General features: G+C 62.1%; 20 protein-coding genes. 15 read left to right on the plus strand and 5 right to left on the minus strand.

Annotated features, from left to right (window positions below; translation table 11 throughout):
• The first annotated feature begins 85 nt into the window (after positions 1-85).
• Both ACHEXL_RS00870 and ACHEXL_RS00875 read left to right on the plus strand, forming a co-directional pair.
• Positions 86-310 carry a hypothetical protein gene (locus ACHEXL_RS00870; protein WP_416560188.1) on the plus strand — a complete coding sequence of 75 codons (225 nt, stop codon included), beginning with the start codon at positions 86-88 and terminating at the stop codon, positions 308-310.
• A 268-nt stretch (positions 311-578) separates the two neighbouring features.
• The gene (locus tag ACHEXL_RS00875) at positions 579-986 is read left to right on the plus strand and encodes a rhodanese-like domain-containing protein (RefSeq protein WP_416561288.1); all 408 of its coding nucleotides are present in this window, start codon (positions 579-581) and stop codon (positions 984-986) included.
• 40 nt (positions 987-1,026) lie between these two features.
• Here the strand turns inward: ACHEXL_RS00875 and ACHEXL_RS00880 are convergent, their stop codons facing one another.
• A complete protein-coding gene (locus ACHEXL_RS00880) occupies positions 1,027-2,472 on the minus strand; it encodes an amidase (protein WP_416560189.1) in 1,446 nt (481 codons plus the stop codon).
• A gap of 60 nt (positions 2,473-2,532) precedes the next feature.
• Here ACHEXL_RS00880 and ACHEXL_RS00885 point away from each other — a divergent pair, with 60 nt between their 5' ends.
• The 7 genes from ACHEXL_RS00885 to ACHEXL_RS00915 all read left to right on the plus strand — a co-directional run bounded on the left by ACHEXL_RS00885 (position 2,533) and on the right by ACHEXL_RS00915 (position 11,391).
• Positions 2,533-4,107 (plus strand): ABC transporter substrate-binding protein, encoded by a 1,575-nt coding sequence (locus tag ACHEXL_RS00885; RefSeq protein WP_416560190.1) that lies wholly within the window; start codon positions 2,533-2,535, stop codon positions 4,105-4,107.
• Between the two features lie 34 nt (positions 4,108-4,141).
• Positions 4,142-5,095: an ABC transporter permease gene (locus ACHEXL_RS00890; RefSeq protein ID WP_108428443.1), complete on the plus strand. Its 954-nt coding sequence runs from the start codon at positions 4,142-4,144 to the stop codon at positions 5,093-5,095.
• Positions 5,095-5,976: an ABC transporter permease gene (locus ACHEXL_RS00895; RefSeq protein ID WP_416560191.1), complete on the plus strand. Its 882-nt coding sequence runs from the start codon at positions 5,095-5,097 to the stop codon at positions 5,974-5,976. Before ACHEXL_RS00890 ends, ACHEXL_RS00895 begins: the two co-directional genes overlap by 1 nt.
• A complete protein-coding gene (locus ACHEXL_RS00900; RefSeq protein WP_416560192.1) occupies positions 5,973-7,589 on the plus strand; it encodes a dipeptide ABC transporter ATP-binding protein in 1,617 nt (538 codons plus the stop codon). Before ACHEXL_RS00895 ends, ACHEXL_RS00900 begins: the two co-directional genes overlap by 4 nt.
• 6 nt (positions 7,590-7,595) lie before the next feature.
• Positions 7,596-9,095, plus strand: a complete 1,500-nt coding sequence (locus ACHEXL_RS00905; RefSeq protein WP_416560193.1) for a M81 family metallopeptidase — start codon at positions 7,596-7,598, stop codon at positions 9,093-9,095.
• A 54-nt stretch (positions 9,096-9,149) separates the two neighbouring features.
• The gene (locus ACHEXL_RS00910) at positions 9,150-10,562 is read left to right on the plus strand and encodes an amidase (protein ID WP_416560194.1); all 1,413 of its coding nucleotides are present in this window, start codon (positions 9,150-9,152) and stop codon (positions 10,560-10,562) included.
• A 64-nt stretch (positions 10,563-10,626) separates the two neighbouring features.
• Positions 10,627-11,391, plus strand: a complete 765-nt coding sequence (locus tag ACHEXL_RS00915; RefSeq protein ID WP_416560195.1) for a type III pantothenate kinase — start codon at positions 10,627-10,629, stop codon at positions 11,389-11,391.
• 45 nt (positions 11,392-11,436) lie between these two features.
• Here ACHEXL_RS00915 and ACHEXL_RS00920 read toward each other — a convergent pair whose 3' ends face one another.
• Positions 11,437-12,102 (minus strand): TetR/AcrR family transcriptional regulator, encoded by a 666-nt coding sequence (locus tag ACHEXL_RS00920; protein ID WP_416560196.1) that lies wholly within the window; start codon positions 12,100-12,102, stop codon positions 11,437-11,439.
• Positions 12,103-12,124: 22 nt separating this feature from the next.
• Entirely contained in the window at positions 12,125-12,652 is a 528-nt protein-coding gene (locus ACHEXL_RS00925) for a phasin family protein (protein ID WP_416560197.1), read from the minus strand.
• A gap of 108 nt (positions 12,653-12,760) precedes the next feature.
• On the opposite strand from ACHEXL_RS00925, the gene rfbB reads away from it, so the two are divergent.
• The 4 genes from rfbB to slmA all read left to right on the plus strand — a co-directional run bounded on the left by rfbB (position 12,761) and on the right by slmA (position 16,428).
• Positions 12,761-13,897, plus strand: coding sequence for a dTDP-glucose 4,6-dehydratase (gene rfbB / locus ACHEXL_RS00930; RefSeq protein ID WP_416560198.1), 1,137 nt, complete (start codon positions 12,761-12,763; stop codon positions 13,895-13,897).
• On the plus strand, positions 13,894-14,784 hold the full coding sequence (rfbD, locus tag ACHEXL_RS00935; RefSeq protein WP_416560199.1) for a dTDP-4-dehydrorhamnose reductase: 891 nt from the start codon (positions 13,894-13,896) through the stop codon (positions 14,782-14,784). Before rfbB ends, rfbD begins: the two co-directional genes overlap by 4 nt.
• A 68-nt stretch (positions 14,785-14,852) precedes the next feature.
• Positions 14,853-15,752 (plus strand): acetylglutamate kinase, encoded by a 900-nt coding sequence (argB, locus tag ACHEXL_RS00940; protein ID WP_416560200.1) that lies wholly within the window; start codon positions 14,853-14,855, stop codon positions 15,750-15,752.
• Between the two features lie 52 nt (positions 15,753-15,804).
• On the plus strand, positions 15,805-16,428 hold the full coding sequence (gene slmA / locus ACHEXL_RS00945) for a nucleoid occlusion factor SlmA (RefSeq protein WP_416560201.1): 624 nt from the start codon (positions 15,805-15,807) through the stop codon (positions 16,426-16,428).
• A 49-nt stretch (positions 16,429-16,477) separates the two neighbouring features.
• On the opposite strand, the gene ACHEXL_RS00950 is transcribed toward slmA, so the two are convergent.
• Positions 16,478-17,737, minus strand: coding sequence for a D-alanyl-D-alanine carboxypeptidase family protein (locus tag ACHEXL_RS00950; protein ID WP_416560202.1), 1,260 nt, complete (start codon positions 17,735-17,737; stop codon positions 16,478-16,480).
• Positions 17,738-18,291: 554 nt separating this feature from the next.
• On the opposite strand from ACHEXL_RS00950, the gene ACHEXL_RS00955 reads away from it, so the two are divergent.
• Together ACHEXL_RS00955 and ACHEXL_RS00960 are read left to right on the plus strand one after the other, a co-directional pair.
• Positions 18,292-18,525, plus strand: a complete 234-nt coding sequence (locus tag ACHEXL_RS00955) for a high-potential iron-sulfur protein (protein WP_416560203.1) — start codon at positions 18,292-18,294, stop codon at positions 18,523-18,525.
• A 97-nt stretch (positions 18,526-18,622) separates the two neighbouring features.
• Positions 18,623-19,441: a M48 family metallopeptidase gene (locus ACHEXL_RS00960; protein ID WP_416560204.1), complete on the plus strand. Its 819-nt coding sequence runs from the start codon at positions 18,623-18,625 to the stop codon at positions 19,439-19,441.
• Positions 19,442-19,623: 182 nt separating this feature from the next.
• On the opposite strand, the gene manD is transcribed toward ACHEXL_RS00960, so the two are convergent.
• Positions 19,624-20,835, minus strand: a complete 1,212-nt coding sequence (gene manD / locus ACHEXL_RS00965) for a D-mannonate dehydratase ManD (protein WP_416560205.1) — start codon at positions 20,833-20,835, stop codon at positions 19,624-19,626.
• Between the last annotated feature and the right edge of the window lie 3 nt (positions 20,836-20,838).

Below are 20,838 nucleotides of genomic sequence, written 5' to 3' on the forward strand. Positions count from 1 at the left end.
ACCCCTGTTGGTAGGTTTCAGCTGGCAGCATTTTGAGTCAAGGCAAATCATGATGGAAGCGTGTTGTGGGCGTTGTGCCAATGTGATGGAGTCAGAGACATCGAGCACTGGACTGCGCTGCGGCTGGCCTTATTACAAGCTCTCACCCAAGGCCCGCAAGATGCCGAGGCTCGATGTGTTTGAGACGGTGGAGGCCACGGCCTGTTGCGAGCATTTCAAGAAGCCAGGTCCACAGGGCCTGCTGTTTGCAACGAGCGCCGATGGCCTGATCAGTGCAGGGGAAGCGCGATTTGAGCGACGTATTGCGTGAGGCACTGCTGACGCTTGAGCACCTGCGCCGAGTTTGAACTTGGCCCCAAATGCTTGTCATGGTGGGCTGTGTGTGCCGGTTGAGTGACTGCATGTGTCTGGCGGCATGGCTGATTCGGTTATCCAATTGATTTTGATAGTTGTTTTGCCAATTACCGAGGCGGCTAAGATGCAAGACAGTGATCACCCATCCATCATCTTGAACTTTGAACTTGTTGGCCATGACGATAAATAACCCACTTGATCCAACCACACCCGAACAAACCTTGATGGCGGTACAACCTGCCGCCGGTTACGCCGGTGACATTTCGCCCCAGTTGGCCTGGGCCTGGGTGCAGTCGGGTGAGGCCGAGTTGGTGGATGTGCGCACCGATGCCGAACGCGCCTGGGTGGGCTTTGTGCCTGGTGCCCATGCCCTGGCTTGGAAGCAGTGGCCCGGCATGGCGATGAACCCGGGTTTTGACTCGGGCGTGCAGGCGCTGGGCGCAGGCGGCAAAAAGCTGGTGCTGCTGTGCCGCAGCGGTGTGCGCTCGATCGCTGCTGCCCAACGCGCCACCGAGCTGGGCCTGCAGGCTTACAACATCCTTGAAGGCTTTGAGGGTGACCCGGATGAGAATGCCCACCGCGGTCTGCAGGGCGGTTGGCGTTACCGCGGTCTGCCCTGGCAACAAAGCTGAGTGCTTGGCGCAACGCCCCAGATGGGGTGTTGCTGTGTCTTCAAACGCCGGGTGGCCGTCGCGCGATCATGTCCTGGTTGGCCATTTCGTAGGCGTGGGCCAGTTTCAGCAGGTCCAAATCGCCTTGGGGTTTGCCAATCAAGGCCAGACCCATGGGCAGGCCGTTCTCGCCAAAACCCGCAGGCACACTGATCGAGGGCAGGCCTGCAAAGGTGGCGTAAATCACCACCTCCATCCAGCGGTGGTAAGTGTCCATCGTACGGCTTGCGACGCTTTGCGGCCAGCGCAAGTTCACATCAAACGGCCAGACCTGCGCCACAGGAATGGCCAGCACATCGAGCTTTTCAAACAAAGCCAGCATGCTTTGGTAAAAGCGCGTGCGGCTGGCGCTGGCGGACATCAGCTGGGCGCCCGTCAGGGTGAGGGACTGGTCATGTTCCCACAGTGCCTCGGGCTTGATGTGGGCCCGGTTGGCCGGGTTGACCAGGAAGGGCGCCACACGCGGCCCCACCAAGGCCTGGCGCCAGACCAGCCAGGCTTGCCAAATCTGCTCAGGTGGCATGCCTAGCCGGGCTTCGTCCACGCGGCAACCCATTCCGGAAAAACTTGTCAATGCCGATGCACACAGCGACAGGATGCCGTCTTCCATGGGCAAGTAGCCTTGCAGATCACCCAGCCAGCCGATGCGTTGGCCTTGGGGGTCGCTATCCAGTGAGCCTGCAAACACCGACGGGCCGTTGCTCAGGCTCAAGGGGCAGGATGAGGCCGAACCGGCTTGCGTGGACAGCAACATCGCCACATCGCGCACATGGCGACCCATAGGGCCTTCGGTGCCCAACTGGGCAATGAACACGTCTTGAGCAGGCCACATGGGCACGCGGCCCTGTGACGGGCGCATGCCAAACACATGGTTCCAGCCCGCCGGATTGCGCAGGCTGCCCATGAAGTCTGACCCATCGGCCACAGGCAGCATGCGCTGGGCCAGCGCCACGGCCGCGCCACCACTGCTGCCACCGGCCGATTTGCTCGGGTCCCAGGCGTTGCGGGTAGCGCCAAACACTTCGTTGAAAGTGTGCGAGCCGAGGCCAAATTCAGGCGTGTTGGTTTTTCCGATGACGATGGCGCCTGCGGCCTTCATGCGTTGCGCCATGAGGCCGTCTTCGCTGGCCACGAAGTCTTTCATCAGTGGGCTGCCCAGCGTGGTGCGCAGGCCTTGCACGTTAGACAGGTCCTTGATGGCCTGGGGCATGCCGTGCATCCAGCCCATGGATTCGCCGCGCGTCAGTTGGGCATCGCGCTCATCGGCCTGGGCCAGCAGGGTTTCGGTGTCCACGCGGCTGACGATTGCATTACTGCTGGGGTTGAGCCGTTCCACCTGCGACAGGGTCGCTTGCATCACCTCACGGCAAGAAACTTGTCTGCTGTGTATCGCACGGGACAAGTCCAGTGCGGCCCATTGGGTAATGTCCTGATAAGAGGTCGTCATGTTTCGTTTTATAGTGTTTTGGACAGATGTCCAATGTCCCCATCTTGACTGGAGAGCCTAATGAAGCGTCGTTCCCTTTTTGCGGTGGCCACACTCGCGGCTGCCTTGCTGACCCCCTTTGTCGCGCAAGCCCAGGGCAAGACCCTGCGTGTGGTGCCGCACGCCAACGTGACCATCCTCGACCCCATCTGGTCCACCGCCTTTGTCACGCGCAACCACGGTTACATGATCTACGACACCTTGTTCGGCACCGATCTGGCCGGCAAGCCCAAGCCCCAGATGGTGGACAAGTGGAGCGTCAGCAAGGACAACCTGACCTGGACTTTCACGCTGCGTGACGGTCTGGAGTTCCACGATGGCAAAGCCGTGAACAGCGAGGACGTGGTCGCTTCCATCAAGCGCTGGACCAGTCGCGACAGCTTTGGCGGTGTGCTGGCCAAAAGTGTGGACAGCTACGCCACGCCAGATGCCAAGACCTTTGTCATCAAGCTCAAGCAGCCTTTTGGTGTGATGCTCGAAGCGCTGGGCAAGCCCTCGTCCAATGTGCTCTTCATCATGCCCGCACGCATTGCGGCCACGCCCGGCAGCGAGCAGATCAAGGAACACATCGGCTCGGGCCCCTACAAGTTTGTGCCTGCTGAATACAAGCCTGGCGAGCGCCTGGTCTATGTGAAGAACGACAAATACAAGCCCCGCAGCGAAGCGCCTGACGGCACTGCGGGTGGCAAGAACGTGTATCTGGACCGCGTAGAGTGGGTCATCATCCGCGACCCACAGACCCAGTTCAATGCGCTGGTGGCCGGCGAGGTCGACATCGTCGAGCAACCCACCTTTGAGCAATATGCATCCCTGAAGGCGCAAAAAGACGTCCAGCTGGTGGACGCACAGCCTGCAGGGCTGCAGTACATCTTGCGCTTCAACCACTTGCATGCGCCCTTCAACAACGTGAAGATACGCCAGGCTGCCATGGTGGCGCTGGGCCAGGAAGCGCACCTCAAAACACAGGTGGGTGCGCCTGGCATGTTCACCTTCTGCAAGAGCATGTACCCCTGCGGCACACCGTTTGCCAGCGACAAGACCGGTATCTACACCGGCATGGCCGACCCCAAGAAAGCGGCTCAAATGCTCAAGGATGCTGGCTACGACGGCACGCCCGTGGTGCTGATGCGTCCGACCGATCTGGCCGCCATTGCCAAGCTGCCCTTGGTGGCCAAGCAACAACTAGAAGCTGCGGGCTTCAAGGTCGACATGCAGCAAATGGACTGGGCCACCCTGGTGGCACGCCGCGCCAAGAAAGACGCACCCGCACAGGGCGGCTGGAACGCGTTCATGACCGCCTGGACAGCCGGCGACATTCTGAACCCGCTGACCATGGCCATGATGAACGCGGCCGGTGACAAAGGCTGGTTCGGCTGGCAAGACGACAAGCAAATCGAGGACCTGAAGGTCAAGTTCGCCCAGTCGACCACCGATGCGCAGAAGAAAGCGATCGCCGAGCAAATCCAGCTGCGCGCCATGGAGACCGCCACCCACGTGCCGCTGGGCCAGTACTTCAACCCCGCTGCCCTGCGCAAGAACATTTCGGGCCTGGTGCCCGGAGGCGCGCAGGTGTACTGGAACATCAAGAAGAACTGACCGTCTTCTCGCACCCCGGAACAGCTGAAGTTTTATGCTGAAATTCCTGCTGCAGCGCCTGCTGGCGCTGATCCCCGTGCTGTTCACGGTGGCGGTCATCGTGTTCCTGATACTTCGGCTCACGCCGGGGGACCCGGCCGCCGTGATCGCGGGCAATAACGCCACCAACGAAGACATTGACCGCATCCGCGAACAGCTGGGCCTGACCAAGCCTTTGTTCGCGCAATTCGGCATCTGGTTGATGGGGGTGCTGCAGGGTGACTTGGGTTACTCCTTCTACTTGGGCAAACCGGTGACCGAGCTGATTGCTCAGCGCATCGAGCCCACGCTGTCCCTGGCGGCAGGCACCATGGTGCTGGCCGTCCTGGTGGCAGTGCCTCTGGGCACGCTGGCCGCCTGGCGCATGGGCGGTTGGCTGGACCGTTTGTTGTCGGGCTTTGCGGTGGCCGGGTTTTCGGTGCCGGTGTTCGTGATCGGTTATGTGCTGATCTACATCTTTGCCATCCAGTTGCAGTGGCTGCCTGTGCAGGGTTATCGCCGTTTGTTTGGCGAGTTTTCGCAAGGTGTGGGGGCCTGGGCTTACCAGCTGGTGCTGCCCTGGCTGTCGCTGGCCACCATTTATGTGGCGCTCATCGCGCGGGTCACTCGCGCCAGCGTGTCCGAGGCGCTGACCGAAGACTACATCCGCACCGCCCGCGCCAAAGGCGTGACCGAGCAGGTCGTGCTGCTGCGCCATGCGCTGGCCAATGCGGCCGTGCCCATCGTCACGGTGATCGGCATCGGCATCGCCTTGCTCATTGGCGGCGTGGTGGTGACCGAGACGGTCTATGCCATTCCCGGTTTGGGCTCGCTCACGGTGGACGCGGTGCTCAACCGCGACTTTCCGGTCATCCAGGGTGTGGTGCTGTTTTTCAGCGTGCTGTACGTGTTGATCAACCTGCTGGTGGACCTGAGCTACCTGTGGCTGGACCCCCGGATCCGTTACTGATGAACACCCTCTTTCGAAAACTTCTGGCGCACACCACTGTCCGTTTGGGCTTGGGGGTGCTGGGCCTCTTGATCCTGATCGCCTTGACCGCGCCCTGGCTGGGCACGGTGGACCCGGCTGCCATGGACTCGGCCAACATCAACACCCAGGCCGGCGTGGTGGGGCAGTTCGCATTGCTCGACGGCACCAGCGTGGCCCACACCTTCTGGATGGGCAGTGACAACTTTGGTCGCGACATTTACAGCCGTGTGCTCTATGGCACCCGCGTGTCCTTGCTGGTGGGCCTGTTCACCGCCGTGGTGGCGCTGCTGGTGGGCGGTGCTTTGGGCATGCTGGCAGGGTACTTCCGTGCGCTCGACATGGTGCTCATGCGCTTCATGGATGGCCTGATGGCCATCCCCGCCATCTTGCTGGCCATTGCGCTGGTGGCGGCGCTGGGTGCGCAGCTGTGGACCGTGGTGGTGGCGATCGCCATCCCCGAAATCCCCCGCGTCACGCGCCTGGTGCGCTCGCTGGTGCTGACCTTGCGCGAGGAACCTTTTGTGGAGGCCGCCAAGGCCCTGGCCACGCCCACGCCGGTGATTTTGTTGCGCCACATCCTGCCCAATGCGATGGCGCCGCTGATCGTGCAGGGCACCTTCATCGCGGCGAGTGCCGTGCTGACCGAAGCCATCTTGAGCTTCCTGGGCTTGGGCCTGCCGGCCGACATTCCGACCTGGGGCAACATCATGGCCGAGGGCCGGGTGCAGTTCACCCAGTACCCGGGCAATGTGCTGTTCCCCGCGCTGTTTCTGGTGCCCACGGTGCTGGCCATCAACCTGCTGGGAGATGGCCTGCGCGATGTGCTGGACCCCAAATTCGCGAAACGGGGCGGCGCATGAGCACCCCCGTCCTGTCCATTCGCGGCCTCTCTGTCGCTTTGCCTGCCGGTGGTGACCGGGTGCATGCCATCACCGAGGTGTCGCTGGACATCCTGCCAGGCCAGACCCTGTGCGTGGTGGGTGAGTCCGGCTCGGGCAAGTCGGTCATGGCCACCACCGTGATGGGCTTGCTGCCCAAAGAATTGCAGCCCGTGGCGGGCGACATCGTCCTGCAAGGCGAGTCCTTGCTGCAGGCGTCCAAACTGCGGCTGCGCCAGTTGCGCGGCCAGACCATGGGCATGGTGTTCCAGGAGCCCATGACGGCGCTGAACCCGGTCATGACCTGCGGCGACCAGGTGGACGAGTTGCTGTCCACCCACACCGACTGGCCTGCCGAACAGCGCCGCGCTGAAATTTTGCGTGTGTTCGAGCGCGTCAAGCTGCCCGAACCGGCGCGCATGTTGCGCAGCTATCCGCACCAACTCAGCGGTGGGCAACGTCAGCGCATCGTGATCGCGATGGCCGTGATCTTGAAGCCCGCGCTCTTGATTTGCGACGAGCCGACCACGGCGCTTGATGTGACCACGCAGAAAGAGATTTTGCGATTGATCGCCGACCTGCAGCGCGAGCAGGGCAGTGCGGTGCTGTTCATCACCCACGACATGGGCGTGGTGGCCGAAATCGCCGACCAGGTGCTGGTGATGAACCAGGGCCAGGCGGTGGAGAGCGGCGACTGCGAACAGGTGCTGCGCCGCCCCCGTGCCGACTACACGCGCCAGCTGCTGGCTGCCGTGCCTGGCATGACGCCGCCACCCGCCAAGCCCGAGCCCCAAGGCCCTGCGCTGCTGTCGGGCCAGGGCGTGGGCAAGACCTACATCAGCCACGACTGGTTGGGTCGCAGCCGCCCCACGGCCGCCCTCATGGATGCGGCGGTGGCCGTGCGTGCTGGCGAGACGGTGGGCATCGTGGGCGAGTCGGGTTCGGGCAAGTCGACCTTTGCGCGTTGCCTGATCCGCCTGATCGACCCCACCGAAGGCCAAATTTTGTGGGGTGCCGAAGACGTGGCCCGCATGCCCGAGGGCCAGTTGCGGCCACTGCGCCACCGTGTGCAGGTGGTCTTTCAGGACCCGAACCGCTCGCTGAACCCGCGCCGCACCGTGGGCCAGTCCATGGTCGAAGGCGCGATGAACTTTGGCCAGTCGCGTGAACAAGCCGAAGCCTTGGCGGTCGAATTGATGGCGCAGGTGCGTTTGCAGGTGGAGGCCCTGAAGCGCTACCCCAGCCAGTTCAGCGGGGGTCAGCGTCAACGCTTGGCGATAGCCCGTGCGCTGGCCTGCCGCCCGCAGGTGCTGGTGGCCGACGAGGCGGTGAGCGCGCTCGATGTGAGTGTGCAGGCCCAGATCCTGAACCTGCTGCGCGAAGCGCAGTCGCGCCTGGGCCTGGGGCTGCTCTTCATCACGCACGACCTGCGTGTGGCCGCCCAGCTGTGTGACCGCGTGATCGTCATGCACCAAGGCCGCATCTTGGAGCAAGGCCGCACCACCGACCTGTACGCCAACCCGAAGCAAGACTACACACGGCGGCTTTTGGAGGCCGCTCCTGCGGCTTTGCCGCCGACCGAACACCCTGATTGACACGGCATGACCCGCATCCTGATCGCTGGCTACCAGCACGAAACCAATACCTTTGCCCCCAGCCTGGCCGATTGGGTCGCTTTTCAGACTGGTGAGGCCTTTCCGGCTTTTGTGCGCGGACAGGCCATGGTCGATGCCATGACCGGCGTGAACATCCCGGCGGGTGGGTTCATCGACGCGGCCCGGCGCGAAGGCTGGCAGATCGTGCCGTCGGCCTGGGCCGGCGCCACGCCCTCGTCCTATGTCACACGCGACGCTTTTGAGCGCATCTGCGGCGCCATTGTCGAAGATGTGCGGGCAGCCATGGCGCAGGGCCTCGATGGCGTTTACCTCGATTTGCACGGTGCCGCTGTGGCTGAAAACGCCGACGACAGCGAGGGCGAGCTGATCGCCCGCATCCGTGCCGTGGTGGGGTCCCGCGTGCCCATTGTGGGCAGCCTGGACCTGCACGCCAATGTGACCGAACGCATGCTGCGTCTGGCTGACGGCCTGGTGGCTTACCGCACTTACCCGCACATCGACATGGCCGAGACCGGTGAGCGGGCCGCCATGCTGCTGCGTGAACACCTGCGCGCAGGCGCCAAGCGGCCCATGCAAGCGCGGCGTTTGCCCTTTTTGATTCCGCTCAACGCACAAAGCACCTGGATGTCCCCGGCCAAAGACCTCTACGACGAAATGATCGCGCTGGAGTCGCAGACCGGCTGCATGCTCAGTTTTTGCATGGGCTTTCCGGCCTCTGATTTTGACGAATGCGGCCCTGTGGTGTGGGGCCACGGACCGCAGGCGGAAGCTGCGGTGCAGCGTTTGTTTGAGCACGTGGCCGAACCTGGCCAGTGGCGGCCCGATGTCTTGCCCGCCCGCGAAGCGGTGGCGCAAGCTTTGGCCACTGCCGAGGTCTCGGGCCCGCCCGTGGTCATGGCCGACACGCAAGACAACCCGGGCGCAGGCGGCGACAGCAACACCACGGGTATGCTGCACGCCTTGCTGCAGCAGGGGGCCGGTCAACGCTGGCCTGGGCAAGTGGCGCTGGGCATGCTGTACGACCCGTCCGCGGCGCATCAGGCGCACGCCGCTGGCGTGGGGGCGGTGCTGGAGTTGGCCCTGGGCAAGGCCGTGCCCACCTTCACAGGTGTGCCCAGTGACCCGCCTGTGCAAGGGCGCTTTGTGGTGCGTGCATTGGGCGGGGATGAGTGCGAGCTCAAAGGCCCGATGATGACCGGCATGAAAGCCCATATCGGTCCCAGCGCCTGCCTTGAAATCGACGGCGTGCTGGTGGCCGTGGCCAGCGGCAAGATGCAGATGCTCGACCGCGAACTGTTCCGTGCTGTGGGCATTCAGCCCGAGCAAATGAAGCTGCTGGTGGTCAAAAGCTCTAACCATTTCCGCGCCGATTTCACGCCCATCGCCAGCCGGGTGCTGGTGGCCAAGGCAGCGGGCCCCATGGCCGCCGACCCGGGCGATTTACCCTGGAAAAAGCTCAGCCCCCAAACCCGCACCAGACCCTGAAACTCGGCCTCGATGGGCTGGGTGTGACCTGACTCTCAACGATTGGAGACTTGCATGAGCACCACCGACCTGACCCAATGCACCGCGCATGAGTTGATAGCTTTGTACCGCAGTGGGCAGGCCAGCCCGGTGGAGGCCACACAGGCGGTGCTCTCGCGCATGGACCGCCTCAACCCGCAGATCAACGCCTTTTGTCTGGTCGATGCCAAAAGCGCATTGGCCAGCGCCCGTGCCAGTGAAGCGCGCTGGCAAGCGCACCGCAGCACAGGCGCACCGGTGGGTGAACTCGACGGGGTGCCCACCAGCATCAAGGACCTGATCCTCACAAAAGGCTGGCCCACGCTGCGCGGCAGCCGCACCATCGACCCCCAGCAGCCTTGGGAGGTGGACGCGCCGGCCACCGCACGCCTGCGTGAAGCAGGTGCGGTGCTGCTGGGCAAGACCACCACGCCCGAGTTTGGTTGCAAGGGCGAAACCAACTCGCCCGCCACGGGCATCACCCGCAACCCCTGGAATTTGAACCACACACCCGGCGGCTCATCAGGCGGTGCGGCGGCGGCTGTGGCTGCAGGCCTGGGGCCTTTGGCGGTGGGCACCGACGGCGCGGGCAGCGTGCGCATTCCGGCCGCGTTTTGCGGCAACGTGGGTTTGAAACCCAGCTTTGGCCGCGTCCCGGCTTACCCGCTGTCGCCTTTTGGTTCGGTGGCGCATCTGGGTCCGCACACCCTGAGCGTGCGCGATGCCGCCATGATGATGAACGTGCTCAAAAAGCCCGACGCCCGAGACTGGACTTCGCTGCCACCCGAGGCGACCGACTACACCGTGGGGCTGGAAGACGGCATTCGCGGCCTGCGCATCGCATATTCGCCGACGCTCGGTTACGCCAATAACGTCCACCCCGAGATTGCCGCGGCCGTGGATCAGGCCGTGACAAAGCTCCAGGACCTGGGGGCTCACGTGGAGCAGGTGGACCCGGGTTTTGACGACCCGCTTGAAATTACCACCGGCCTGTGGTTCCTCGGGGCCTACACCGTCTGGTGCGGCCTCACGGCAGCGCAGCAGGCCCTGGCCGACCCGGATTTCTGCGCCGAGGCGCAACTGGGTGCGCAGCTCGGTGCACAACAGGTGCAGCAACTGCACCAGCGCAGAGGCGTGTTGGGCTCGCACATGCGCCAGTTCATGCAGCGCTACGACCTGCTGGTGACGCCTTCGGTGTCGATTCCGGCTTTTGAGGCGCGGCCTGCGGGGACGGTCCCCATGGACCCGCACAGCATGTTGGGCTGGACGCCATTCAGCTACCCCTTCAACCTGACCCAGCAACCGGCCATCACCGTGCCCTGTGGCGTGACCCGGGCGGGTCTGCCCATGGGTGTGCAGATCGTGGGGCCCATGTTTGGCGACGCACTGGTGCTGCGCACCGCGCGGGCTTATGAATCGGTACAGCCGGTGGTGCGCCCCCGTATTTGAATCTGCACCGAATGACGCATGCCGATGAGCGTTTGCGGACCCCGAAACTCATTATCATCCCCGCATGACATTTTTAGCCATCGATGTGGGCAATACGCGCCTGAAATGGGCGCTGTACGACCAACCGAGCCCCCAGGGCCAACTGCTGGCGCATGGCGCCGAATTTCTGGAAAACATCGACCGCTTGTCAGAAGGGGCCTGGGCACAACTGCCCAAGCCTGACCAGATGCTGGGCTGTGTGGTGGCCGGGGACGCGATCAAGCGCCGCGTCCAAGAGCAAATGGAAATTTGGGATTTCACCCCCCAGTGGGTGGTGCCCAGTGCCCAAGAGGCCGGTCTGACCAATGGCTACGACCACCCTTCTCGATTGGGCTCGGACCGTTGGGTCGCCATGGTCGGGGCGCGTCACCGCATGCTGGCCGCTGGTCCCTCGCGCCCCTTGGTGGTGGTGATGGTGGGCACGGCCGTGACGGTCGAGGCCATCGATGCCGAGGGCCGGTTTTTGGGCGGCCTGATTTTGCCGGGCCACGGCATCATGCTGCGTGCGCTCGAGTCAGGCACGGCGGGCTTGCATGTCCCCACCGGAGAAGTCACCCCTTTCCCGACCAACACGAGCGACGCTTTGACCAGCGGAGGCACCTACGCAATTGCGGGGGCTTGTGAGCGTATGGTTCAGCACCTGCGTGAGCACACTGGACAAGAGCCGATGTGCATCATGACCGGCGGCGCCGGCTGGAAAATGGCACCCAGCATGTCGGTCCAGTTCGAGTTGGTGGACAACTTGATCTTTGATGGTCTGCTGGCACTGGCCGCTCAGCGTTTCAACTGAAGGTCCCGGCCGCTTGCCGGTGGTGGTGCGCAAGCCAGATGGGTGTCAGCGTGCGTTGGCGCTGTAGGCGGCCGTCAAGCTTTGCAGATGGTCTTGCAAAGCTTGGCTGGCCATGTAGGGTGTCAGCAAAGCCAGCACATGCTGGGCACCCCGTGTCAGAGCCAGGCCCGCACTGGCCGGCTCCAGGGCTTGCCGGGGGTTGCGCACATATTCGTAGCTGAGCCAGTAGGTCACCATGACCGACATGCTGGCCGACAGGGTTTCAATGCTGTCGGGGCCGATGCGCATCAGACCCGCTGCGGACAACGACTCCAGCATCAACCTGAACGCGTGGGTTTGGCGCTCCAGCACCGCGTGAAAATGTGTTTCCAGGTGCCGATTGCCCGAGAGCAGGTTGTTCAGGTCGCGGTACAAAAAGCGGTGGCTCCACACCTGCTCAAACAGCGAGTGCAGGAAAAACCAGGTGTCCTCGATGTCCCGCACATCGGGGGCAGCGTCCAGCAGCCCCAGCATGGCGGTTTCGTACTGGTCAAAGAGCCGATTGACCAAGGCGTCTTTGGACGCGAAGTGGTAGTACAGATTGCCCGGACTGATGCCCAACTCGGCAGAGATCAGCGTGGTCGAGACGTTGGGCTCACCGAACCGGTTGAACAGCTCCAGCGTCACTTCGGCAATGCGCTCGGCTGTTCGGCGGGGGGCTTTTTTGGCCATGTCTGAAGGCGGCGTGAGTCGATCAGGTGGATTTTTTGGTCGGCTTGGCGGTGCGCGCTGTTTGGGGCAAGGTCTTCGCTGTTTTGCGGGAGACCACAGTCTTGGCTTTGGCAGGTGCCGCAGGCGTTTTTTTCGTGGTGGATACGGACAGGGCAGCCAGCTGCGCTTCCAGTTGCGCCACCCGATCGTTCAGCATCTGGATGTCCAGCAAGGTGGGCATGCCCAAGCGGTGCAGGGCTTTGGCGACGCGGTCCTCAAACAAGTGTTCCAGCTTGTCGACGCGGCCTGAGGTTTGCTGACCAAAGTCACTGGCCATGTGGCTCAGGCGTTCGGTGGCCTCCTGCAAGCGTTGCTGCGCCTCGGCCTGGCTTTTGCGCTGGAAGGCCAAGCCATCGTTGACTAAAGCCTCAATGGCTTTGCTGCCTTGCTCCTGGGCTTTGGCCATCGCCCCCAAACCTGCCAGCCACACTTGCTGCGCGGGCAGGGCTGGGTTGTCGGGCTGAGAATTTGGGCTGGTTTTGTTGCGTTTGGAGTTGTCTGATGAGGCCATGTTGAACTTCCTGAACAAGATGCCACTTTAACCTGTGCGTGCGGCCAATGCTTCTAAAATCCAGCAACAGAGGTGCCGCGCCCCGTGGCCCCAGTCCCGATCCTTCTCATGACCCTTCTCGTCACTGGCGGTGCCGGCTTCATTGGTGCCAATTTCGTGCTCGACTGGCTGGCTGCCAGCGATGAGCCCATCATCAACCTCGATAAGCTCACTTATGCCGGCAACCCCGAGACGCTGGCCAGACTGCAAGGCGATGCGCGCCACCAGCTGGTGCAGGGCGACATTGGCGACAGCGCGTTGGTGAGCCGTTTGCTGGCCGAACACCAGCCCCGTGCCGTCATCAATTTTGCCGCCGAAAGCCATGTGGACCGTTCGATCCACGGCCCGGGTGAATTCATCGAAACCAACATTGTGGGCACCTTCAGGCTGCTGGAGGCGGTGCGCGGTTATTGGTTGCAGCTGCCCCGCGAAGACATGGATCGCTTCGTCCCTCGCGATGACGGTTCAAACGTTACTGCGAGCGAAGCGCGGCGGTCCACGGTGACCCAACAAGGGTTTCGTTTCCTCCATGTTTCCACAGACGAGGTGTACGGTTCCTTGGCCAAAGGTGATCCGGCCTTTGCCGAAACCCACCGCTACGAGCCCAACAGCCCTTACAGCGCCAGCAAAGCGGCCTCCGACCATCTGGTTCGCGCTTGGCACCACACCTATGGCCTGCCGGTGCTCACCACCAACTGCTCCAACAACTACGGGCCCTACCATTTCCCCGAAAAACTCATCCCGCTGATGATCGTCAATGCGTTGGCGGGCAAGCCCTTGCCGGTGTATGGCGACGGCATGCAGATTCGCGATTGGCTCTACGTCAAAGACCATTGCAGTGCGATTCGCCGAGTGCTCGAAGCCGGGCGCTTGGGTGAGACCTACAACGTGGGCGGCTGGAATGAAAAGCCCAACATCGAGATCGTGCAGACCGTTTGCAAACTGCTCGACGAAATGCGCCCCAAAGCCGATGGCTCCAGTTATGCCAGCCAGATCACCTATGTCACCGACCGCCCGGGCCATGACCGCCGCTATGCCATTGATGCCCGCAAGCTCGAGGCCGAACTGGGCTGGAAGCCCGCCGAGACTTTTGAAACCGGCATCCGTAAAACCGTCGAGTGGTATCTGGCCAACCCTGAGTGGGTGGCGCATGTGCAAAGCGGCGCTTACCGCGAGTGGCTGCAACAACAATACAACGGCTCATGAAAATCCTGTTGCTCGGCAAAAACGGTCAAGTCGGTTGGGAGCTGCAGCGCAGCTTGGCACCCTTGGGCCAGGTGTTGGCGCTGGATCGGCACAGCACCGAGTTTTGTGGTGACCTGAGCCAGCCCGAGCGTTTGGCGAAAACGGTGCGGGACTGGCGTCCCGACGTGATCGTCAATGCCGCCGCCCACACCGCAGTGGACAAGGCCGAGTCGGAACCTGAGTTGGCCCGTTGCCTGAATGCCACCGCACCGGCCGCGCTGGCGCAGGCCGCCGCCGAGATCGGTGCGTGGCTGGTGCATTACTCGACCGACTACGTGTTCAATGGTCTAGGCGACCAGCCATGGCGAGAAGGCGATGCCACGGGGCCGCTCAGTGTGTACGGGCAGACCAAACTCGAAGGTGAGCAGGCCATCGTCGCCAGTGGTTGCAAACACCTGATTTTTCGCACCAGCTGGGTGTATGCGGCGCGGGGCGGCAACTTTGCCAAGACCATGCTGCGACTTGCTGCAGAGCGCGAACGCCTGACTGTCATCAACGACCAGCACGGCGCCCCGACAGGTGCCGATCTCATCGCCGACGTGACGGCGCATGCCATCCGCAGCGCCCGGCAAAAGCCAGGGCTGGGCGGCATCTACCACCTGGTGGCTGCAGGCGAGACCACATGGCACGGCTACGCCAGCCATGTGATTGCACAAGCCCGTCACATTCAGCCGGAGCAGGTGCTGAAAGTGAGCGAGATCGCCCCCGTGCCCACCACCGCCTTCCCAACGCCTGCGCAGCGCCCATTGAACTCGCGACTGGATACCCGTAAGTTGCAAGAAGCCTTTGGGCTGGTGCTGCCGCCGTGGCAGCTGGGCGTCGACCGCATGCTGTCCGAAATCCTCTGAACCGCCACGGGCTTGCGGCACAATCCTTTGGACTTTTGAACCCCCTTTTTGAAACTTTGCCACGCACCATGACCGACAACACCGCTGCCCCCACCGTTGCCCCGCATGACCAGGCCCAGATCCTGGCGCAGGCCATGCCCTACATCCGCAAGTTCCACGGCAAGACCTTGGTCATCAAATACGGCGGCAACGCCATGACCGACCCGGCCTTGCAGCAGGCCTTTGCCGAAGACGTGGTGCTGCTCAAGCTGGTGGGTATGAACCCGGTGGTGGTGCACGGCGGTGGCCCGCAGATCGAAACCGCTTTGAAGCGCCTGGGCAAAACCGGTGAGTTCATTCAAGGCATGCGCGTGACCGACGCTGAAACCATGGAAGTGGTCGAGTGGGTGCTGGGCGGTGAAGTGCAGCAAGACATTGTGGGCATGATCAACCGCGCAGGCGGCAAGGCCGTGGGTTTGACGGGGCGTGATGGCGGCCTGATCCGCGCAAAAAAACTGCGCCTGGTGGACAGCCAGGACCCGAGCAAAGAACACGACGTGGGCCAGGTTGGTGAGATCGAAAGCATCGATCCGTCGATCTTGACATGCCTGCAAGACGATGCCTTCATCCCAGTGGTCAGCCCCATCGGCTTTGGCGAGCACAACGAAAGCTACAACATCAATGCCGACGTGGTGGCCGCCAAGCTGGCCACCGTGCTGCAGGCCGAAAAGCTGCTCATGCTCACCAACATCCGTGGCGTGCTGGATAAGCAAGGCCAGCTGCTGACCGAGTTGACCCCTAGCCGCATCGACGAGCTGTGCGCCGACGGCACCATCAGCGGGGGCATGATCCCAAAGATCGCGGGCGCTCTGGATGCCGCCAAGAGCGGTGTGAACGCCGTGCACATCATCGATGGCCGCGTGCCCCACGCGATGCTGCTGGAGGTGCTGTCCGAGCAAGCCTTCGGCACCATGATCCGCAGCCGCTGAAGTCTTTGCGTTGCTGCATGCGCAGACGAATCACAAAGAGGTAGGGGGAGACATGTCAGACACAGAAACAGTCAGCGAGCGTTTTTCAGACGACGAAACTGCGCCTGCACGCAAGCGTCCACGTCCGGGCGAGCGGCGCTTGCAGATTCTGCAAACCCTGGCCGCCATGCTGGAGCAACCGGGTGCCGAGCGGGTCACCACGGCCAGTCTGGCTGCCAGGATTGGCGTGAGCGAAGCGGCTTTGTACCGCCACTTTGCCAGCAAGGCGCAGATGTTTGAAGGCTTGATTGATTTTGTTGATCAATCGGTGATTGGCCTGATCCGACAAGTCACGGATCGTGAGCCCGCAGGCCCCCAACAAGCGAGCCGCATTGTGGCCTTGCTCTTGCAGTTTGCCGAGAAGAATCCGGGCATGAGCCGCGTGATGATTGGCGACGCGCTGGTGCTGGAGCACGAGCGCCTGCAAGAGCGCATCAATTTGCTGTTTGACAAGGTGGAGGCGCAGCTGCGTCAATCCCTCAAAGCCAACGATTCGGCCACCCCCACTGCTGACGCACAAGTGGCAGCCTCCTTGTTGGTGGCCTTCATGCAAGGCCGCTTGCAGCGTTTTGCCCGCTCCGGCTTCAAGCGGTTGCCATCTGAGCATCTGTCGGCGGCTTTGGCGCGGATGCTTTAAACGGGTGCTTGGGTTGTGCAGAGCGCCCGGCTCTGCACCCCTTGACATCTTATTTCCCGATCAACTGGAGCAGGTGTTGCCAGCCGCGCAGCAGCAGACCCGAGCGCTCCACATCGGCTTGTGCCACCAGCGGGGCTTCGCCCACCGGCTTGCCATTGGCGGTGGCCACCACCTTGCCGATCACCGCAGCCTTGGCCACGGGTGCTTCCAGACTGGGGTTGAGTTGCACGGCGGTCTGCACTTGAGTGCCACGCGGCACGGTCAGCGTCCACGGCGCGCCCAGGCCAGCGGCCACGGTGTCGGCCTTGCCGAAGCTCACCTTGGCTGTGCCAACCGCCGCGTTGGCTGCAATCGGCGAGACCTTCTCGAAGCTGCCAAAGCCCCAGCCCAGCAGGGTGCGCGATTGGTCCGCCCGCGCCTGGGCGCTGTGGGTATTGAGGATGACCGAGATCAGCCGCATGTCGTTGCGCTTGGCCGAAGTCACCAGGCAGAAGCCCGCCTCTTGGGTGTGGCCGGTTTTGAGGCCGTCCACCGTGGGGTCGGTGTAGAGCAGGGCGTTGCGGTTGCCTTGCTTGATGCCGTTGTATTTGAATTCGCGCTCGGCGTAGAGCGGGTAGTACTCGGCACCGTCGCGGATGATGGCGCGCGCCAAGATCGCGAGGTCACGCGCAGACGATTTGTGCGTGGGGTCGGGCAAGCCTGTGGGGTTCACGAAGGTCGTGTGCGTCATGCCCAGACGCTGGGCTTCGGCGTTCATCAATTTGGCAAAGCCCGCCTCGGAGCCGGCCATGTGCTCGGCAATCGCTTTCGACGCGTCATTGCCTGACTGGATGATGATGCCGCGCAAGATGTCGATCACCGTGGCTTGGCTGTTCAGTGGCAGGTACATGCACGATTCGGCGCTGGTGCCGCGACACCAGGCGTTTTCGCTCACGGTGACCAGGTCGGTGGGCTTGAGCTTGCCCGAGCGCAGCGCCTGCTCGACGATGTAGCTGGTCATCATTTTGGTCAGCGATGCGGGCGGCAGCGGCTCGTCGGCGTTGGCCGAGGCGAGAACCTCGCCGGAGTCAAAGTCCATCAGCAGCCAGGCCTTGGCGGGCAGTGCAGGCGGGTTGGCCGCCAACGCGACCTGTGCTGCCAGCGGGGGCAGCGCATTGGCGGCCGCTGCCACTTTTTTGGAGGCGGCAGGCTTGGAAGCCGTGGCTTTGGTTTTGTTGTGTTTGGCGGCGAAAGCGCCAGAGCCAGGGACCAGGGCACCCACGGCAATGGCCAGGGCGACAGAGAGGAGAGAGAAATTCTTGGTGTGCATGGTGTTCGTCGTTAGAGCCTCAATTGTCGCGGATTCGCGTCAAGGTTTTATGGGGCTGTGTTTGAGAAATCAGCCGGCTAAGGGCTATATATCTGACTGGGCACAACAGACGCTGGCCAAAGAATTGTGGCCTCAGCTAGACCCGGCTCGAAGTGGAGCAGATTGCTCGATTGTCGGTATCGACAGTGAGGTGCCATAGAAGGCTTGGATTGCCGCCTTCGCTGCCGTCTGTGACTTCGGTGAGCTTTGTGCACCATCGCACCGACACGGAGCCATTGCCACATGCAATATGTCTTCGTGAATCGTTCTACGCTAACGCGTTAGTCCGTTGGCGAGCCATTGCACCTTGGCACCCTAACGACAAACCACTCCAGACAAGGAACCCCCAAATGCAAACGCCAACACGCAGACGCTTTATCGAAACCACGCCCTTTGCCTGTCTTGCACTATTGGCCGCTTGCTCGCCCAAAGTCGAACCACAGACTGCGCCGATGGCGACCACGCCCAATCCCAGTCCGGCACCTGCGGCCGCACCAGCACCATCAACGACGACCATGAATCTTCCAATGGTCGAAAAAGGCGACGCCCAAGCCGTGACATTGGGTTATGTGGACGACGCCACCCAGGCGGACCAGGTGAAATTCAAAAACTACGTGTCTGGCAGTGCTTGCAGCAACTGCGCCTTGTACCAAGGCCAGGCAGGCGATGTCGCCGGTGGATGCCCTCTGTTTGCTGGCAAGAATGTGGCGGCCAAGGGCTGGTGCACGTCTTGGGCGAAAAAGGCCTGAGCCACTCAAAGATGTTTGCGCACAAGCATACGTGACCACCATGACCGATCTTGGTTGAACAGGAGCGGTGCCACGTATCCACCACAACAGGAACATCATGAATAACTTTCGACGCCTTGCGCCCCTTTTGCTATTGCTTGCGGCGCTGACACTTGGTGGATGTGCAACCACCACCAGTGGTGGAGCGGTTGGCACGGACCGTAAACAGCTCCTTTTAGTTTCCTCACAGCAGCTCGAAGAGGTGGCGGCGCAAAGTTACAGCAAGCTGATTTCCGAAGCTGCTGCAAAGGGCTCCCTCAACACCGATGCTTCCACTCTTCGGCGCCTTCGTGCCATTGCCCAGAGAATTGAACCGCAAACCAAAATTTTTCGTCCCGACGCACCTGATTGGAAATGGGAAGTCAACATGATCAACAGCAGTGAAATCAATGCATTCTGTATGCCGGGCGGAAAAATCATTTTTTACTCAGGTCTTATCCGGCAGCTTGATCTGACCGATGAAGAAATAGCCGTGGTGATGGGTCATGAAATTTCGCATGCATTGAGGGAGCACTCGCGCGAACAGGTCTCACAGGCCTTGGCCGCACAATCTGCCATAGGGCTGGGCGCTGCACTGTTCGGTTTTGGCCAAGGCTCTGCCGACATTGCAGGCGTCTTGTACCAGTCTCTGATTGCAACCCGCTTCAGCCGCACCGATGAGAATGAAGCCGATCAAATGGGTCTAGAACTCTCAGCGCGGGCTGGTTATGATCCGCGCGCAGGGGTCACGCTGTGGCAGAAAATGCTCAAAGCCAACAGTGGAGGCAGTCCTCCCACATTCTTAAGCAGTCATCCCACGGAGGCAAGCCGCGTGCAGCAAATCGAAGAATTGCTGCCGACTGTCTTGCCTTTGTACAAAGCTGCGCGCCGAGACTGACATCACAAGGGCCTTGAAGCCGAGGACAATATTCACTAAAACGTCGGTGCGGTTTGAACTGATTTCAAACGATATTCAACGTTAACAAATATGGATTTCTGCTTTTAGCGGGTTGCTGACCTTGTTGCCCTCGGCCTGATCGGCCGCTCCCGCTGCAAAGCAGTCTCCTAAGGTCAACGCTCTCACCAATTCCAGAGCGTCCCATCGTGCTGCAGCCGATTCACCGGCAAATAAGCCCTTTGGTAAGGGTACTTGGCAGCCAGCTGCTCGTCGATGTCCACGCCGTGGCCGGGGGATTCGCCGCAATACATCATGCCGCGCTCGAAGCGCCAGTCGTGCGGGAAGACCGAGAGCATTTCCTCGCTGTGCGGCATGTACTCCTGCACGCCAAAGTTGGGCACCCAGGTGTCAAAGTGCAAGGCCGCGCCCATGCAAACGGGTGACAGGTCGGTGGCGCCGTGGCAGCCGGTGCGCACCTGATACAGGCTCGCCAGGTCGGCGATGCGCCGCAAGTGCGTGATGCCGCCCGCGTGGACCACGGTGGTGCGGATGTAGTCGATCAGCTGTTTTTCGATCAACGTCTTGCAGTCCCAGATGCTGTTGAAAATCTCGCCCACGGCAATCGGGGTGGTGGTGTGGTGGCGTATCCACTGAAACGCCTCCTGGTTTTCAGCCGGGGTTGGGTCTTCCATCCAGAACATGCGCACCGGCTCCAGCGCCTTGCCCAGCTGGCCTGCCTCAATGGGCGTCAGGCGGTGGTGCACGTCGTGCAGCAAATGGATGTCGGGGCCCACAGCCTCGCGCACGGCTTCGAACAGGCCGGGCGTGTGGCGTAAATACTTTTCGGTGCTCCAGTCGTGTTCGCTGGGCAGGTTGCCGTCGGCGGGTTCGTACATGCGGTTAGCGCCACTGACCCCATAGACCTTGTGCAGGCCCGGTACGCCGCTTTGGGCGCGGATGGCCAAGTAGCCTTCTTCTTTGTGGCGCAAGACTTCATCGACCGTCTCGGCCGTGTCGCGGCCATTGGCGTGGCCGTAGACCATCACCCCGGTACGGCTGCGTCCGCCTAGCAATTGGTACAGCGGCATGTTGGCCATCTTGGCCTTGATGTCCCACAGTGCTGTGTCCACGGCGGCAATCGCGCTCATGGTCACCGGGCCGCGCCGCCAGTAGGCGCCTTTGTAGAGGTATTGCCAGATGTCTTCGATCTGCTGCGGGTCGCGCCCGATCAGGCAGGGGATGACATGGTCTTCGAGGTAGCTGACCACGGCCAGCTCGCGCCCGTTAAGTGTGGCGTCGCCGATGCCAGTGACGCCTTGATCGGTTTCGATTTTGAGGGTGACGAAGTTGCGCCCTGGGCTGCAGACGATGACGCGAGCGGCGGTGATTTTCATGGC

It is taken from the genome of Limnohabitans sp. YIMB22184 (assembly GCF_048020265.1).
GTDB lineage: Bacteria > Pseudomonadota > Gammaproteobacteria > Burkholderiales > Burkholderiaceae_C > Limnohabitans_A.

What these genes read in the sequence shown, in the direction of transcription:
- ACHEXL_RS00870 (WP_416560188.1), top strand. Translation starts at nt 86, where the DNA reads ATGGAGTCAGAGACATCGAGCACTGGACTGCGCTGCGGCTGGCCTTAT.
- manD (WP_416560205.1), bottom strand. Translation starts at nt 20,835, where the DNA reads ATGAAAATCACCGCCGCTCGCGTCATCGTCTGCAGCCCAGGGCGCAAC.
- ACHEXL_RS00885 (WP_416560190.1), top strand. Translation starts at nt 2,533, where the DNA reads ATGAAGCGTCGTTCCCTTTTTGCGGTGGCCACACTCGCGGCTGCCTTG.
- rfbB (WP_416560198.1), top strand. Translation starts at nt 12,761, where the DNA reads ATGACCCTTCTCGTCACTGGCGGTGCCGGCTTCATTGGTGCCAATTTC.
- ACHEXL_RS00915 (WP_416560195.1), top strand. Translation starts at nt 10,627, where the DNA reads ATGACATTTTTAGCCATCGATGTGGGCAATACGCGCCTGAAATGGGCG.
- ACHEXL_RS00900 (WP_416560192.1), top strand. Translation starts at nt 5,973, where the DNA reads ATGAGCACCCCCGTCCTGTCCATTCGCGGCCTCTCTGTCGCTTTGCCT.
- ACHEXL_RS00895 (WP_416560191.1), top strand. Translation starts at nt 5,095, where the DNA reads ATGAACACCCTCTTTCGAAAACTTCTGGCGCACACCACTGTCCGTTTG.
- ACHEXL_RS00905 (WP_416560193.1), top strand. Translation starts at nt 7,596, where the DNA reads ATGACCCGCATCCTGATCGCTGGCTACCAGCACGAAACCAATACCTTT.
- slmA (WP_416560201.1), top strand. Translation starts at nt 15,805, where the DNA reads ATGTCAGACACAGAAACAGTCAGCGAGCGTTTTTCAGACGACGAAACT.
- argB (WP_416560200.1), top strand. Translation starts at nt 14,853, where the DNA reads ATGACCGACAACACCGCTGCCCCCACCGTTGCCCCGCATGACCAGGCC.
- ACHEXL_RS00875 (WP_416561288.1), top strand. Translation starts at nt 579, where the DNA reads ATGGCGGTACAACCTGCCGCCGGTTACGCCGGTGACATTTCGCCCCAG.
- ACHEXL_RS00890 (WP_108428443.1), top strand. Translation starts at nt 4,142, where the DNA reads ATGCTGAAATTCCTGCTGCAGCGCCTGCTGGCGCTGATCCCCGTGCTG.
- ACHEXL_RS00880 (WP_416560189.1), bottom strand. Translation starts at nt 2,472, where the DNA reads ATGACGACCTCTTATCAGGACATTACCCAATGGGCCGCACTGGACTTG.
- ACHEXL_RS00950 (WP_416560202.1), bottom strand. Translation starts at nt 17,737, where the DNA reads ATGCACACCAAGAATTTCTCTCTCCTCTCTGTCGCCCTGGCCATTGCC.
- ACHEXL_RS00925 (WP_416560197.1), bottom strand. Translation starts at nt 12,652, where the DNA reads ATGGCCTCATCAGACAACTCCAAACGCAACAAAACCAGCCCAAATTCT.
- ACHEXL_RS00955 (WP_416560203.1), top strand. Translation starts at nt 18,292, where the DNA reads ATGAATCTTCCAATGGTCGAAAAAGGCGACGCCCAAGCCGTGACATTG.
- ACHEXL_RS00920 (WP_416560196.1), bottom strand. Translation starts at nt 12,102, where the DNA reads ATGGCCAAAAAAGCCCCCCGCCGAACAGCCGAGCGCATTGCCGAAGTG.
- ACHEXL_RS00960 (WP_416560204.1), top strand. Translation starts at nt 18,623, where the DNA reads ATGAATAACTTTCGACGCCTTGCGCCCCTTTTGCTATTGCTTGCGGCG.
- ACHEXL_RS00910 (WP_416560194.1), top strand. Translation starts at nt 9,150, where the DNA reads ATGAGCACCACCGACCTGACCCAATGCACCGCGCATGAGTTGATAGCT.
- rfbD (WP_416560199.1), top strand. Translation starts at nt 13,894, where the DNA reads ATGAAAATCCTGTTGCTCGGCAAAAACGGTCAAGTCGGTTGGGAGCTG.